General features: G+C 68.3%; 14 protein-coding genes. 10 read left to right on the top strand and 4 right to left on the bottom strand.

All coding sequences use genetic code 11. The features are described from left to right. Positions 1 to 9 precede the first annotated feature (9 nt). From ASF23_RS06410 to ASF23_RS06390, 5 genes are all read left to right on the top strand, one after another. Positions 10 to 996: a branched-chain amino acid ABC transporter permease gene (locus ASF23_RS06410; protein ID WP_055950780.1), complete on the top strand. Its 987-nt coding sequence runs from the start codon at positions 10 to 12 to the stop codon at positions 994 to 996. Beyond that, entirely contained in the window at positions 989 to 1,993 is a 1,005-nt protein-coding gene (locus ASF23_RS06405) for an ABC transporter ATP-binding protein (protein ID WP_055950777.1), read from the top strand. Before ASF23_RS06410 ends, ASF23_RS06405 begins: the two co-directional genes overlap by 8 nt. After that, positions 1,990 to 2,772 (top strand): ABC transporter ATP-binding protein, encoded by a 783-nt coding sequence (locus ASF23_RS06400; RefSeq protein ID WP_055950774.1) that lies wholly within the window; start codon positions 1,990 to 1,992, stop codon positions 2,770 to 2,772. The genes ASF23_RS06405 and ASF23_RS06400 overlap by 4 nt, the downstream gene beginning before the upstream one ends. Before the next feature lie 192 nt (positions 2,773 to 2,964). Further along, positions 2,965 to 3,147, top strand: coding sequence for a hypothetical protein (locus ASF23_RS06395; RefSeq protein ID WP_055950771.1), 183 nt, complete (start codon positions 2,965 to 2,967; stop codon positions 3,145 to 3,147). Between the two features lie 61 nt (positions 3,148 to 3,208). Continuing rightward, the gene (locus ASF23_RS06390; protein ID WP_055950768.1) at positions 3,209 to 4,333 is read left to right on the top strand and encodes a GuaB3 family IMP dehydrogenase-related protein; all 1,125 of its coding nucleotides are present in this window, start codon (positions 3,209 to 3,211) and stop codon (positions 4,331 to 4,333) included. Positions 4,334 to 4,523: 190 nt separating this feature from the next. Here the strand turns inward: ASF23_RS06390 and ASF23_RS06385 are convergent, their stop codons facing one another. Further along, on the bottom strand, positions 4,524 to 4,997 hold the full coding sequence (locus tag ASF23_RS06385; RefSeq protein ID WP_055950766.1) for a hypothetical protein: 474 nt from the start codon (positions 4,995 to 4,997) through the stop codon (positions 4,524 to 4,526). A gap of 174 nt (positions 4,998 to 5,171) precedes the next feature. Between ASF23_RS06385 and ASF23_RS06380 the strand changes: the two genes are divergently transcribed. From ASF23_RS06380 to guaA, 5 genes are read left to right on the top strand one after another with little or no spacing between them, the layout of a single operon-like run. Further along, entirely contained in the window at positions 5,172 to 5,726 is a 555-nt protein-coding gene (locus tag ASF23_RS06380) for a cation:proton antiporter regulatory subunit (RefSeq protein ID WP_235510801.1), read from the top strand. Between the two features lie 3 nt (positions 5,727 to 5,729). Next, positions 5,730 to 7,172, top strand: coding sequence for a cation:proton antiporter (locus tag ASF23_RS06375; protein ID WP_055950760.1), 1,443 nt, complete (start codon positions 5,730 to 5,732; stop codon positions 7,170 to 7,172). Positions 7,173 to 7,176: 4 nt separating this feature from the next. Continuing rightward, positions 7,177 to 8,106 (top strand): SURF1 family protein, encoded by a 930-nt coding sequence (locus tag ASF23_RS06370; protein ID WP_055950757.1) that lies wholly within the window; start codon positions 7,177 to 7,179, stop codon positions 8,104 to 8,106. A 9-nt stretch (positions 8,107 to 8,115) separates the two neighbouring features. Then, the gene (locus ASF23_RS06365) at positions 8,116 to 8,562 is read left to right on the top strand and encodes a DUF3817 domain-containing protein (RefSeq protein ID WP_055950755.1); all 447 of its coding nucleotides are present in this window, start codon (positions 8,116 to 8,118) and stop codon (positions 8,560 to 8,562) included. Next, on the top strand, positions 8,559 to 10,139 hold the full coding sequence (gene guaA, locus ASF23_RS06360; RefSeq protein ID WP_055950753.1) for a glutamine-hydrolyzing GMP synthase: 1,581 nt from the start codon (positions 8,559 to 8,561) through the stop codon (positions 10,137 to 10,139). Before ASF23_RS06365 ends, guaA begins: the two co-directional genes overlap by 4 nt. Positions 10,140 to 10,495: 356 nt before the next feature. On the opposite strand, the gene ASF23_RS06355 is transcribed toward guaA, so the two are convergent. The 3 genes from ASF23_RS06355 to ASF23_RS06345 form a co-directional block, all read right to left on the bottom strand. Beyond that, entirely contained in the window at positions 10,496 to 11,416 is a 921-nt protein-coding gene (locus ASF23_RS06355) for a Bax inhibitor-1/YccA family protein (protein WP_055950750.1), read from the bottom strand. A gap of 250 nt (positions 11,417 to 11,666) precedes the next feature. After that, entirely contained in the window at positions 11,667 to 12,578 is a 912-nt protein-coding gene (locus ASF23_RS06350) for a carbohydrate ABC transporter permease (RefSeq protein WP_082473881.1), read from the bottom strand. Next, positions 12,575 to 13,540, bottom strand: a complete 966-nt coding sequence (locus ASF23_RS06345; protein ID WP_082473880.1) for a carbohydrate ABC transporter permease — start codon at positions 13,538 to 13,540, stop codon at positions 12,575 to 12,577. The genes ASF23_RS06350 and ASF23_RS06345 overlap by 4 nt, the downstream gene beginning before the upstream one ends. Between the last annotated feature and the right edge of the window lie 75 nt (positions 13,541 to 13,615).

The following is a 13,615-nucleotide window of genomic DNA, read 5'->3' as shown; positions in this document are numbered from 1 at the left end:
GAACGGACCATGGACTACTTCGTCAACCTGCTCTACTCGCTCTCGGCCGAGGCGCTCGCGCCGACGACCGCGGCCTTCGCCATCGCGGCGATCGGCCTCAACGTGCACTTCGGTCTCACCGGACTCGTCAACATGGGCCAGGCGGCGTTCCTGCTGCTCGGTGCGTACGGGTTCGCGATCTCGATCCAGAACGGCCTGCCGCTCGGACTCGCGGTCATCGTGGCGCTCATCACCGCGATCCTGTTCGCGATCATCCTCGGCATCCCGACCCTCCGGCTCCGGGGGGACTACCTGGCGATCGTGACGATCTCGGGTGCCGAGATCATCCGGATGGTCGGCAGGTCGAGCCTCCTGACCGACGTCACCGGCGGCTCGAACGGCCTCGTCGGCAACAGCTACCGCGACCCGTTCAACGCGCTGTCCTTCCTGCCGGACGGCACCACGAAGGTCCTCTGGTTCGAGTACTCGAACAACGGGGTCAGCGGCTGGTGGATCCGGATCGTCGGCTGGGCCCTCGTCGCGCTGTTCGCCCTGATGCTCTGGGCGCTCATGCGGAGTCCGTGGGGTCGCGTGCTCAAGGCGATCCGCGAGGACGAGGACGCCGTCCGCAGTCTCGGCAAGAACGTCTACTCCTACAAGATGCAGGCGCTCGTCCTCGGTGGTGCCCTCGGCGCGATCGGCGGGATCATCTACGTGCTCCCGTCATCCGTGCAACCGGACGCCATGGGCCGCTCGATGACCTTCTTCATCTGGACGGCGCTCATCCTCGGTGGTGCCGCGACGGTGTTCGGGCCCGTGCTCGGCGCGATCCTCTTCTTCGTCGTGCGACTGTTCATCCGGACGCTCGCCGGCGACTTCATCCCCTCGTCGATCATGAACGGCCAGCAGGCCGAGCAGTTCTCCTACGTCCTCGTCGGGGTCGCGCTCATGCTGCTGATCGTGTTCCGTCCACAGGGCCTCCTGGGGAACAAGAAGGAGTTGACGTTCAGTGTCTGACGCAACGAACACGACCGGCGCCGCGACCGGCGCCGCGACGACGCCCACGGCCGCACTCACCACCGTCGACCACACCCCCGGGTCCCCGAAGCCGGACTCGATCCTCACGGTGGACAACATCACCAGGAGGTTCGGCGGCATGACGGCGGTCGACGTCGACCACCTCGAGGTCCAGCGCGGCACCATCACGGCGCTCATCGGCCCGAACGGTGCCGGCAAGACGACGTTCTTCAACCTGATCACCGGGTTCGACCGTCCTTCGAGCGCACCCGGGATGTTCAGCAAGGGCGGTGCCGACGCCGCGAAGTGGTCGTTCGACGGTCGACTGCTCGGGTCCGTCGGTGCCGCGAAGGTCGCCCGCGCCGGCATGGTCCGCACGTTCCAGCTCACCAAGGCGCTCTCCCGCCTGACGGTCATGCAGAACATGCTCCTCGGGGCGACGGACCAGCCCGGCGAGAACTTCTTCACGGCGCTGATCAAGCCGCTGTGGAGCAAGCGCGAGGCCGAGATCACCGCGAAGGCCGAGGAGCTCCTCGCGCGCTTCAAGCTCCTCGAGAAGAAGGACGACTACGCGGGCTCGCTCTCCGGCGGGCAGCGGAAGCTCCTCGAGATGGCCAGGGCGCTCATGTCCGACCCGAAGATGATCATGCTCGACGAGCCGATGGCCGGGGTGAACCCGGCGCTGACGCAGTCCTTGCTCGGCCACATCCAGTCCCTCCGCGACGAGGGCATGACGGTGCTGTTCGTCGAGCACGACATGCACATGGTCCGGCACATCTCGGACTGGGTCGTCGTGATGGCCGAGGGCCGCGTGGTGGCCGAGGGGCCGGCGCAGACGGTGATGGACGACCAGGCGGTCATCGACGCGTACCTCGGGGCGCACCACGACACCGACCTCGGTGACGACGCGCTCCTGTCCGACGACACGATGGTCCAGCTCGAGCAGGAGGTCGCCGCCGAGGACGCGGCGGCCGACAAGGAAGGGGACGCACGATGAGCGACGTCAGCACCGGCGGAGCACCGACCGCGACCGACGACCGGGAGCTCGTGATGCGCGCGGACAACGTCGTCGCCGGGTACCTCCCGGGGGTCAACATCCTGAACGGCTGCGACCTCGACGTCTACAAGGGCGAGCTCATCGGCATCATCGGTCCGAACGGCGCCGGCAAGTCGACGCTCCTCAAGGCGCTGTTCGGCCAGGTGAACATCCGGAGCGGCTCGGTGACGCTCGACGGCGACGACATCACCAACCTCAAGGCCAACAAGCTCGTCCAGGCCGGTGTCGGGTTCGTCCCGCAGACCAACAACGTGTTCCCGTCGCTCTCCATCCAGGAGAACCTGCAGATGGGCATGTACCTCCGCCCGAAGAAGTTCGCCGAGCGGCTCGAGGTCATCTACGACCTGTTCCCGGTCCTCGGGGAGCGTCGAGGGCAGCGCGCGGGGTCGCTCTCGGGTGGTGAGCGGCAGTCGGTCGCCATGGCCAGGGCGCTCATGATGGATCCGAAGGTGCTGCTCCTCGACGAGCCGAGCGCCGGTCTGTCGCCGGTGCGCCAGGACGAGACGTTCATCCGCACCCGCCGGATCAACAAGACCGGCGTGACGATCGTCATGGTCGAGCAGAACGCTCGTCGGTGCCTGCAGATCTGCGACCGCGGGTACGTGCTCGACCAGGGCAAGAACGCGTACTCGGGCACCGGCCGCGAGCTGGCCGACGACCCGAAGGTCATCGAGCTCTACCTCGGCACGCTCGCCAAGGACGTCGACGCCGCCAAGTAGCGCGTCGACCGCGGATGTCACCGTGGGGGTGGCATCCGCCGAGGGGCCGTCCGGCATCGCCGGGCGGCCCCTCGCGCTGTGCGGAGCCATCCGTGTGCTTGGCCGGGCCCGCCCGCCGGGCGCGTGTCGTGCCTCCCGGCCGTGTCGGACTGGAGGCGCGACCCGCGTGACGCGCGCTGCTAGCGTCGTCGCATGGCCGGCCCGCGCACCTCGGAACGCTTCCTCGACTCGGGGGTGTGGATCGTGTTCGGGGTGCTGTTCGTCGGGGCGGCGCTCCTCGTCAAGGTGTTCGTGGTGCTCGTCGTCGTGCTGGTCGTCCTCGCGGTCCTGCTCGGGCTGACGCTCCGGCTCGTCCGACGCACGCGTCGTCGCTGACCCGCCGTCGCTGGCCCGTCCGGCCGGGGCACCGTCGGACCTGGGCCGGTAGGGTTGCCGGGTGAGCAATGAAGTCGAGATCGGGGCCGGCAAGCGCGGACGACGGGCGTACGCCTTCGACGACATCGCGGTGGTGCCCTCGCGGCGCACCAGGGACCCGCGCGACGTCTCCGTGCAGTGGTCGATCGACGCCTTCACGTTCGAGTCGCCGATCATCGCCGCACCGATGGACTCCGTCGTCAGCCCGGCCACCGCGATCAGGATGGGTGAGCTCGGCATGCTCGGGGTCCTCGACCTCGAGGGGCTGTGGACCCGCTACGAGGACCCGGAGCCGTACCTCACCGAGATCCGTGCGCTCACCGACGGCACCGTCACGGCGCGCATGCAGGAGATCTACTCGGAGCCGATCAAGCCCGAGCTGATCACCGCGCGCCTCGCCGAGATCCGCGCGGCCGGGGTCCCCGTCGCCGGTGCACTCAGCCCGCAGCGCACCCAGGAGTTCTCCTCGACCGTCGTCGACGCCGGTGTCGACCTCTTCGTCATCCGCGGCACCACGGTGTCCGCCGAGCACGTCTCTCAGAACCAGGAGCCGCTCAACCTCAAGAAGTTCATCTACGAGCTCGACGTCCCCGTGATCGTCGGTGGCGCGTCGACCTACACGGCGGCCCTGCACCTGATGCGGACCGGTGCCGCCGGTGTCCTCGTCGGGTTCGGTGGGGGAGCGGCGTCCACCACGCGCGCAGCCCTCGGCATCCACGCGCCGATGGCCACCGCTGTCGCGGACATCGCCGGTGCCCGCCGCGACTACATGGACGAGTCCGGCGGCCGCTACGTGCACGTCATCGCGGACGGCGGACTCAACACCTCGGGTGACATCGTCAAGGCGATCGCGACGGGGGCCGACGCGGTCATGCTCGGCACCGCGCTCGCCCGGGCCACCGACGCCCCCGGTCGTGGGTTCCACTGGGGATCCGAGGCGCACCACCCGGAGCTGCCTCGTGGTCGTCGGGTGGAGGTCGGGACGATCGGCACCCTCGACAGCGTGCTGAACGGTCCGACGCCGACGAGTGACGGCCGCGCGAACCTGGTCGGGGCGCTCCGACGGTCGATGGCGACCACCGGGTACTCCGACGTCAAGGAGTTCCAGCGGGTCGAAGTGGTCGTGGCGCCGTACCACGCGCACTGACCGCTCCCGGTCGTTCCTGACCGTCAGTGCCGGGACCGGCCCGCTCCGTGTCCACCCCGTCGACGTGCTCTGCGCCGGAACCGGCGTGCTCATCGTGCGCAGGCCATCGTGCGCAGGCCATCGTCTCGGAGCCGGCAGATCCGACGGGGTCGGACGACAGGTCGGGACCCGGCCTGTCGTCCGACTCAGGTCAGAATGACCGGTTCAACGCCCACGCTGCACCGCGGTAACTGTTCGGACCCCACACACCGTCGATCGGTCCGGAGTACCGACCGTTCGCAGCCGCCCACCGCTGCAGCGCACGGACGACCTCCGTGCTCTCCCATCCGTACAGGGCGGGTGCCCGGTAGTACCCGCCCTTGGCGAGTTGCGCGGAGACGCCGATCCACGAGTTCGGTCCCATCACCCCGTCGATCGGCCCCTGGTAGCCGGCCAGGCTGCCGAGGCATTGCAGCCGCTTGTAGAAGACCGGTCCCGGAACACCGTCCGACTCCGTCGTCGTCGTCGGGACGGCGGCGCAGGCCGGGTTGATCGACTGAGTCGACGCCTGGACGGTCGTGGTCGACGCAGCCTGCGCATCCGTCGTCTGGCCGAGCACTCCTACTCCGGTGAGGGGTACGACGAGCGCGGCGATCGTCGCGATGACGAGCTTGTTCTGTGGCATGGTGCCTCCTTTGTCGCGAACAACATGTCACATCCAGAACACTCGCTGTGAAGATTGGCAATCGTTGCCATGGCGCCGATTCGTCGGGGGAGCGGGGAGGGAACCAGCAGACGCCGTCGGGCCCGCACAGGTCCGAGCGCGAGGAATGCGCCGATCCGCTCGAGCGTTAGCATGATGGACAACAAAGGGAGCCATCTCATGGTCGACGTCCATCGCGTCAAACTCCCCGGCGTCGGCGTACTGCACAGCTTCTACACCGACGACGGTGGCAAGTGCGGGGTCATCACGCACCGGTCGGGGCACTCCGACCTCATCTCCTTCGCCGACGTGTCCGACGGTGCCGACAAGTCGGAGAAGGTGTCGCTCCGCCTCTCCGAGGACGAGGCCCACACCCTCGCCGAGCTCCTCGGCGGCACCCGCATCACCGAGGGACTGTCGAAGCTCGACGAGATCCCCGGACTCTCCATCGACTGGTTCTCCGTCGACTACGACGACGCCATCGCCGGCAAGCCGCTCGGCGACCTCCGGGCGTCCGGTGTCATCGGCCTGACCGTCGTGGCCGTCGTCCGTGGCGACTCGGCGAACCCTGCCCCCTCCGGTGACTTCGTCGTGTTCCCCGGGGACACCCTCGTCGTCGCGGGTTCCCCTGAGAAGGTCGCGAAGGCGTTCACCTACTACCGCAGTGGCGATCTGGCGGCGGCGTCCGTCGAGGCCTCGCCCGGAGGGTAGGCGATGCATCTGGGTGGTGAGCTGCTGACCATCGGCGGCCTGTTCCTCATCGCCTACGTCCTGGGACGGCTCGGCAAGCTGATCGGGCTCCCGGCGATCCCGATCTACATGCTCGTCGGGCTCATCGCGAGTCCGAACTCGAGCTGGATCGGGCTCAACATCGAGTCCCACACGATCGAGCTCATCGCGACGTTCGGGCTCATCCTCCTGCTGTTCAACCTCGGGCTGGAGTTCGACCAGGAGGAGTTCTACGGCAACGCCGGGAAACTCCTGGTCTCCGGCGGGACCTACGTCGCGATCAACATGGGCGTCGGGTTCGCGTTCGGGTTCTCGCTCGGCTGGGGCACGCGCGAGGCACTCGTGGTGGCGGGCATGACGGCGACCTCGTCGAGCGCGATCGTCACCAAGCTCCTCATCGAGCTCCGGCGGCTCGCGAACGACGAGACCCCGATGATCCTCGGTGTGACCGTGATCGAGGACGTCTTCATCGCGATCTACCTGGCCATCGTGTCGGTCGTGCTGAGCGGCGACACGAACGTCTGGGCGGTGGTCGGCAAGCTCGCGCTCGCGTTCGGGTTCCTCATCGTGATGTTCTCGCTCGCGCGATGGGGCGGCAAGGTCGTCTCACGCGCGTTCAACACCCGCGACGACGAGCTCTTCACGGTGTTGTTCTTCGGGCTGGCCGTGCTGTTCGGCGGGCTCGGCGACGTCCTCGGCGTGACCGATGCCATCGGCGCGTTCGTGATCGGTCTGCTGTGCGGTGCCACGCGCTACCGGGACCGCATCGAGCAGCTCGCGCTCCCGATGCGCGACGTCTTCGGGGCGTTCTTCTTCGTGAACTTCGGGCTCGCCCTGAACGTCGCCACCTTCGGTGAGGTCCTCTGGCCGGTCCTCGGGGCGATCGTGATGACCATCGTGCTGAACGCCGTCGCAGGCCAGATCGTCGCCAGGATGAACGGGTTCGGCGCGCAGGCGGGCATCAACACCGCCGTGATCCTCGTCAACCGGGGCGAGTTCGCCCTCATCCTCGCGACGTTGGCGGCCGCGGCGGGGCTCGAGGACCGTCTGACCGCGTTCGCGGGGCTCTACGTGCTCGTGATGGCGATCATCGGGCCGATCATGGCGGTGAACTCCGACCGGATCGGACGGCTCGTGCTCCGTCCGGCACTGAACCCGTTCCGGCGACGCACCGCGGCACGGGCACGGGTCGCCGACGCTGCTGCTGCCGAGCGGAAGGCCGAGCGCGATCGACGGTTCGCCGAGGAGATCGCCCTCGTGGAGGCCGCTGGGAGCGAAGCGCGCGAGAATGGTGTCCGCGAGACGCCGATCGCGGAACCCGTGCCGAGCGGGGAGCGGGAACCGACATCGCCGATCGACATCCATGCCGAGCAGGCCGGGCAGCAGTCCGACGCTCGCGCGAACCGACAGCGGGATCCGGAGTACTGAACGCATGTGGGCTGTTGCCAGACGACCGCGGTGGATCGCGCTGCTCCTGCTCGCACTCGCGCTCGCCGGCACCTTCGCGGGGCTCGGCAAGTGGCAGTTGCAGCGGAGCATCGAGAACGGCAAGCCCGGTCCGGCGGCGACCGAGACCCGCAGGACACTCGACGCGGTCGCGAAGCCGCAGTCCGCGATGCCGGAGGACCTCGCCGGCCAGCAGGTCCGGGTGCGGGGACACTTCGCGGCCGACGACACCGTCGTCCTGACCGGTCGGAGCGGGGGCGGGTCGTTCCAGACCGTCGGGAACTTCGTCGTCGACGCGTCCGGCGCGAGCCTGCCGGTCGTCATCGGGTACGCGGACTCCCGGGCTGACGCGCTCGCGGGCGGCTCGCGTGCCGTGACCGGGCGGACCGTGACGGTCGAGGGCCGCTACTACCCCGCCGAGTCGCCGGACCAGGACGACTTCACGAAGGGACGGCAGTCGTCGGTGGCCGTCGCATCGCTCGTGAACGAGTGGAAGCACTTCGACGGCACGGTCTACGGCGGGTACGTCGTCGCGACCGCTGCGACCGCATCGCAGGCGGATCTCGGTGCGATCGCGGACCGCGCCCCGACCCGCGATGTCCAGTTCGACTGGCTCAACCTCTTCTACGCCGTCGAGTGGGTCGTCTTCGCCGGGTTCGCGGTGTTCCTCTGGTACCGCTTCGTGCGTGACGCCTGGGAGCGTGAGCAGGACGAGGCGGGTGAGGCCGGCGGCGACGGGGGTGGCGGTGGCGGCGGTCCGGGGGACGGCGACGACGACCGGCCGGGGTCCGGCGGAGCGCGTGTGGACGGTTCGCACCTCGGGTCGAACGGTCCTGAGGTCGTGCTCACCGGTGGCGCATCCGAAGGTGCACAGGAGCCCCGGCCACTCGCCGGAGCCGGTGCGGGTCGACGGTAGGATCGACCCATGGCCCTGACCGTCCGAACCCGTGACATCCCGAAGATCCCGGGAGCCGTCCGTCTGTACCGCGTCTCGGCCTACATCACCGGTGTGATGCTGCTGCTGCTGGTGCTCGAGATGGTCCTGAAGTACACGCCGCTGCACACCGAGATGCAGCTCGGCGGCAGCGGGTTCTTCGTTCCGGAGGGCACCGCGGGCAAGGAGCCGGGCACGTTCAACCTGTCGATCGGCATCCTGATCGCTCACGGATGGCTCTACGTGCTTTACCTGTTCTCGGACTTCCGCCTCTGGAGCATCATGCGCTGGAAGCCGCTCCGGTTCCTCTGGATCGCACTCGGCGGTGTCATCCCGTTCCTCTCGTTCGTCGTCGAGCACCGCATGGCGGCGATCGCGTTGGACACCCACCGTGAACTGACCGCTGCCCAGCAGCGTGAGAAGGAGGCCGCTCGGTGAGCGAGACCGACCAGCGTCCCGTCCTCGTCGTCGACTTCGGCGCGCAGTACGCCCAGCTCATCGCGCGCCGCGTGCGCGAGGCGAACGTGTACAGCGAGATCGTGCCGCACACGATCACCGCGGCCGAGATCCAGGAGAAGGACCCGGCGGCGATCGTCCTGTCTGGAGGCCCGTCCAGCGTCTACGAGACCGGCTCGCCGGAGCTCGACGGCGGCATCCTCGAGCTCGGCGTCCCGGTGCTCGGCATCTGCTACGGGTTCCAGGTGATGGCGAAGTCGCTCGGCGGCGAGGTCGCGAACACCGGCCTCCGCGAGTACGGCGCCACCGACGTGACCGTGTCCGGCACCGACAGCACACTGCTCGGCGGTCAGCCGTCGTCACAGACCACGTGGATGTCGCATGGCGACTCCGTGAGCCGTGCGCCGGAGGGCTTCGACGTCCTCGCATCGAGCTCCTCCACACCGGTCGCCGCGTTCTCGTCCGACGAGCGCAAGCTGTACGGCGTGCAGTGGCACCCCGAGGTCAAGCACTCCGCTGAGGGCCAGCGGGTCATCGAGAACTTCCTGCACAAGGCCGCGGGTCTCCCCGGTGACTGGAACTCCGACAGCGTCATCGCGGAGCAGGTCGCCCGCATCCAGGCCCAGGTCGGCTCGTCGCGCGTCATCTGCGGGCTGTCCGGCGGGGTCGACTCCGCCGTCGCCGCCGCCATCGTGCAGAAGGCCGTCGGCGACCAGCTGACGTGCATCTTCGTCGACCACGGGCTGCTCCGGGCGGATGAGCGCAAGCAGGTGGAAGAAGACTACGTCGCCTCGACCGGTGTCCGCCTCATCACGATCGACGCCGAGCAGCAGTTCCTCGACGCCCTCGCCGGGGTGAGCGACCCCGAGCAGAAGCGCAAGATCATCGGGCGCGAGTTCATCCGGACGTTCGAGGCCGCCGCCGAGGCGCTCGTGCTCGAGGCCCAGGCGTCCTCCGACGAGGGTGCTGTGAAGTTCCTCGTGCAGGGCACCCTCTACCCGGACGTCGTCGAGTCCGGCGGCGGGGCCGGCACCGCGAACATCAAGAGCCACCACAACGTCGGCGGGCTCCCCGAGGACATGCAGTTCGAGCTCGTCGAGCCGCTCCGGGCGCTGTTCAAGGACGAGGTCCGCGCCGTCGGCCGTGAGCTCGGGCTGCCCGAGGTCATCGTCGGACGCCAGCCGTTCCCCGGGCCCGGACTCGGCATCCGCATCGTCGGCGAGGTCACGAAGGACCGCCTCGACCTGCTCCGCTCGGCCGACGCCATCGTGCGCCAGGAACTCACCGCGGCCGGGCTCGACCAGGAGATCTGGCAGTGCCCGGTGGTGCTCCTCGCGGACGTGCGTTCCGTGGGCGTGCAGGGTGACGGGCGGACCTACGGGCACCCGATCGTGCTGCGCCCGGTGAGCTCCGAGGACGCCATGACGGCCGACTGGACCCGGGTGCCGTACGACGTGCTCGCGAAGATCTCGAACCGGATCACGAACGAGGTCAAGGACGTCAACCGGGTCGTGCTCGACGTCACGAGCAAGCCGCCGGGAACGATCGAGTGGGAGTGACTCTCCGCTAGGGGCAACGCGAAGCGTTGCGCGGAGTCACTCCGGGCGAGCTTGCGAGCACGGCGCCGGAAGCTGACCCCGCTGAACACCAACAAGGCCGCATCTCGCAGGGACATTCCCCTGCGAGATGCGGCCTTCCTGGTGTCTTGCGCAGGGGACCGGACTGGCGGACGTGGGGCGTGCCTCCAGGCCGGACTGCAGGACACCGCTCTGCGGACGCGACACCGTCCTCGGGGGCGGTGTTCTGTGCGGACGGCGGTGCCTTGCGAGCTGGCCGCACAGGATAGCTGCACAGCAAGAGACCCCGCCGACGGGGACGCGTCGGCGGGGCCTGGTTCATGCTGCGGGACGACTGGTCAGTCGTTGCCGCGGAGGATCGCCAGGAGGCGGAGGATCTCGAGGTACAGCCACACGAGCGTCACGATGAGACCGAAGGCTGCGGTCCAGGCGTAGATGCGAGGAGCACCGCGCTGGACGCCGGTCTTGATCTGGTCGAAGTCGAGGACCAGCGAGTACGCCGCCATGATCACGACGAGGATGCCGATGATCACGCCGAGGGGAACACCCGGGATGATTTCGATGCTGCGAAGGCCGTACGCGCCCTGCGTGACACCAGTCCACGAAAGGACGAGGTTGACAAGGGAGAAGGCCAGGTAGCCGACCATCGCGATGAGGAAGATCTTGGTCGCCTTAGCACTGGCACGGACCTTGCCGGACAGGAACAGCACGAGCGTGACACCGAAGACGCCGAGCGTGCCGAACACGGCCTGGCCGACGATGCCGTCGAGGTTCGGCATCGCGTTGAAGATGGCCGAGATGCCACCGACGAACAGCCCCTCCATGCCCGCGTAGAGCAGCACGAGCGCCGGCGAGGGCTTCTTCTTGAAGGTGTTGACGAGCGCCAGGATGAACCCGACGACGCCGCCGACGATGGCGAGCATCGGGATGTTCCACGCGATGACGGCACCGACGAGCAGCACGCCGAAGGCGACGAGCGTCTTGACGATCGTGTCCTCGTACGTCATGCGCTCGGTCTCGACCGGACCCGCTGCCGGACGGTCGTACATGTTCTGGAGCTGCTCGGGCGAGAGCGGCTGCGAGCCGTACGGCTGGCCGTACTGCTGCTGACCAGCGGGCTGGCCGTACTGCTGGCCGCCGTACTGCTGCCCTGCCGCGGGCTGCTGGCCGTACGGGGCGCCGTTCAGCGACCCGTTGAAGGCGTTGCGTCCCGCGTCGTTGAAGGCGGGCGACTGGTCGAAACCGGGCTTGAAGGCCATGGGGTCCTCAGGATTCCTCTGCTGCTTGGAGTCCGCGTCGGCAGCTGCCGAGCGGACCTGACGGATGCGAACATCCGCGTTCTCTCAGACTACGGGCCGATTCGACCCCCAGGCTGAGGATTCGCGTTGAGCACACTGCAGGGGTCCTGACCGAACGGGTGCATCTGCGATGCGCGTAGTCAGAACGTACTGCGCCGAGCCGGGGGTCCTCTCGATGACGGATGCGGAGGTGCTGAGGGTCGAGACGCTCTCAGCCCTTCTCGGCGCCGACCAGCCCCTTCACGAAGTACTTCTGCAGGAAGAGGTACGCGACCACGATCGGGATCACCGCGATGAGCGCAGCGGCTGCCGCGGTCGGCAGGTTGCTCGACTGGATCGAGAAGAACGACGCGATGGCCGGGGCGATCGTCCGGGTCTCCGGTGTCGTCAGGATGTACCCGGACAGCGCGTACTCGTTCCAGACCCCGACGCCGGTGATGATCCCGACCGTCGCCGTGACCGGCTTGAGCATCGGGATGACGACGTAGAACAGCGACTGGAACAGGTTCGCGCCGTCGATGCGGGCAGCCTCCTCGACCGACGCGGGGAGGGTCTGCATGAACGAGCTGTACAGGAAGATCGCCAGCGGCAGCCCGGTGGTCACCATCACGAGGATGATGCCCCAGTACGTGTTCAGGGCGTGCATCTTCGACAGCAGCGAGTAGAGCGGGACGAGGATGCTCAGCGCCGGCACCATCATCAGCCCGACGTTGAGGCTCAACACCGCCTTGTTGAGGCTCGTGCGGCGTCGGGCCAGCGGGTAGGCGGCGAGGGCCCCGAGCAAGCACACGAGCAGCGTCGAGACGCCCGCCACGAGCACGCTGTTGAGCATGGCGCGGAAGATCCCGCCCTGCGAGACGGCCTGCAGGAAGTTGTCGAGCGTCAGGTTCGAGATCGGGAACGAGAACTGCGGGCTGAGGTCCGTCTTGCGCTTGAGGGACGTGGTGAGCGCGACGTAGAACGGCAGGAGCTGCAGGACCACGACGACGAGCACGAACACGCTGATGAGCGAGTTCGGGAGCCAGGCCGTGGAGCGGGGCGGGGTTCCGGCGGACCCGGTCGGCGATGATCGGGTCGGCGTGGGTGCCGTGGTACGACGGCGGACGGGGGCTTCGGCGCTCATGACTGCTCCAGACGACGGCGGTTGAGTGCGGCGTTCGCCACGACGGTGAGGATCGCGATGATCACGAAGAGCGCCACGCCCATCGCGGAGGAGTACCCGGCGGCCTGGTTCGCGAAGTAGGTGGTGCCGATGAGCGTCGACACCGAGCTCGTCGCAGTCCCCGGGCCGCCGCCGGTCAGGACCTGGATGACGTCGAAGAGCTTGAGCCCGCCGATCAGGTTGAGGATGATGCTCGTCGCGAAGGCCGGCTGCAGGAGCGGGAGCGTCACCGCCCAGAACCGCTGCCACGCATTCGCGCCGTCGAGCATCGCCGCCTCGGTGTACTCCGGCGAGATCGACTGGAGTCCGGCGAGGTAGATGATCATCGAGGTCCCGACGAACTGGATCGAGTTCACGATGACGATGATCGTGACGCCGCTCGCTGCACTGCTGAGCCACGCGTGCCGCTGGCCGCCGAACGCGACCACGATGTCGTTGAGCGTCCCGTTGTCGTACTGGAACAGCAGGTAGTAGAACGTACCCATCACGATCGGCGAGACGAGCACCGGCAGGTAGATGATCGCCTTCGCGGCGCTCCGTCCGCGGAGCTTGCTGTCGAGGGCCAGTGCGAGCCCGAGGCCGAGCACCTGCTGGATCAGGGTGCTCCCGATCCCGTAGACGAACGTCGTGACGAGCACCGAGCGGAACGTGTCGTCGGTGAACAGTCGCGTGTAGTTGGCCCAGCCGACCCAGGAGAACACCGGGGTGTACCCGTCCCAGTCGGTGAAGGACAGTCGGACGCCACTGATCAGCGGGTAGATCGTGAACACCGCGAAGAGCGCGAGTGCCGGGACGTAGAGCAGGTTGACGCTCGCGCCGCGGAAGCGGCTCGACCGGCGGGGGGCGGTGCGCCGTGGCGGGTGCCCGGCGGGCGGTTCGGTCGCGTTGGATCCTGCTTGCGCGACGGTCGTTGCAGAGCTCATGCGGGCCTCCAGGCTGTGTTCCGGATCGACCTGCTCACCGCGGGCCGATCCACGTTCCGGGCCGACCTGCTCACC

Origin of the sequence: Curtobacterium sp. Leaf261 (assembly GCF_001422205.1) — a bacterium.
GTDB lineage: Bacteria > Actinomycetota > Actinomycetes > Actinomycetales > Microbacteriaceae > Curtobacterium.
This window is presented reverse-complemented; position numbering and strand designations above follow the sequence as displayed.

What these genes read in the sequence shown, in the direction of transcription:
- ASF23_RS06385 (WP_055950766.1), bottom strand. Translation starts at nt 4,997, where the DNA reads ATGCCACAGAACAAGCTCGTCATCGCGACGATCGCCGCGCTCGTCGTA.
- ASF23_RS06400 (WP_055950774.1), top strand. Translation starts at nt 1,990, where the DNA reads ATGAGCGACGTCAGCACCGGCGGAGCACCGACCGCGACCGACGACCGG.
- ASF23_RS06355 (WP_055950750.1), bottom strand. Translation starts at nt 11,416, where the DNA reads ATGGCCTTCAAGCCCGGTTTCGACCAGTCGCCCGCCTTCAACGACGCG.
- ASF23_RS06395 (WP_055950771.1), top strand. Translation starts at nt 2,965, where the DNA reads ATGGCCGGCCCGCGCACCTCGGAACGCTTCCTCGACTCGGGGGTGTGG.
- ASF23_RS06365 (WP_055950755.1), top strand. Translation starts at nt 8,116, where the DNA reads ATGGCCCTGACCGTCCGAACCCGTGACATCCCGAAGATCCCGGGAGCC.
- ASF23_RS06350 (WP_082473881.1), bottom strand. Translation starts at nt 12,578, where the DNA reads ATGAGCGCCGAAGCCCCCGTCCGCCGTCGTACCACGGCACCCACGCCG.
- ASF23_RS06380 (WP_235510801.1), top strand. Translation starts at nt 5,172, where the DNA reads ATGGACAACAAAGGGAGCCATCTCATGGTCGACGTCCATCGCGTCAAA.
- ASF23_RS06375 (WP_055950760.1), top strand. Translation starts at nt 5,730, where the DNA reads ATGCATCTGGGTGGTGAGCTGCTGACCATCGGCGGCCTGTTCCTCATC.
- ASF23_RS06345 (WP_082473880.1), bottom strand. Translation starts at nt 13,540, where the DNA reads ATGAGCTCTGCAACGACCGTCGCGCAAGCAGGATCCAACGCGACCGAA.
- ASF23_RS06370 (WP_055950757.1), top strand. Translation starts at nt 7,177, where the DNA reads ATGTGGGCTGTTGCCAGACGACCGCGGTGGATCGCGCTGCTCCTGCTC.
- ASF23_RS06410 (WP_055950780.1), top strand. Translation starts at nt 10, where the DNA reads ATGGACTACTTCGTCAACCTGCTCTACTCGCTCTCGGCCGAGGCGCTC.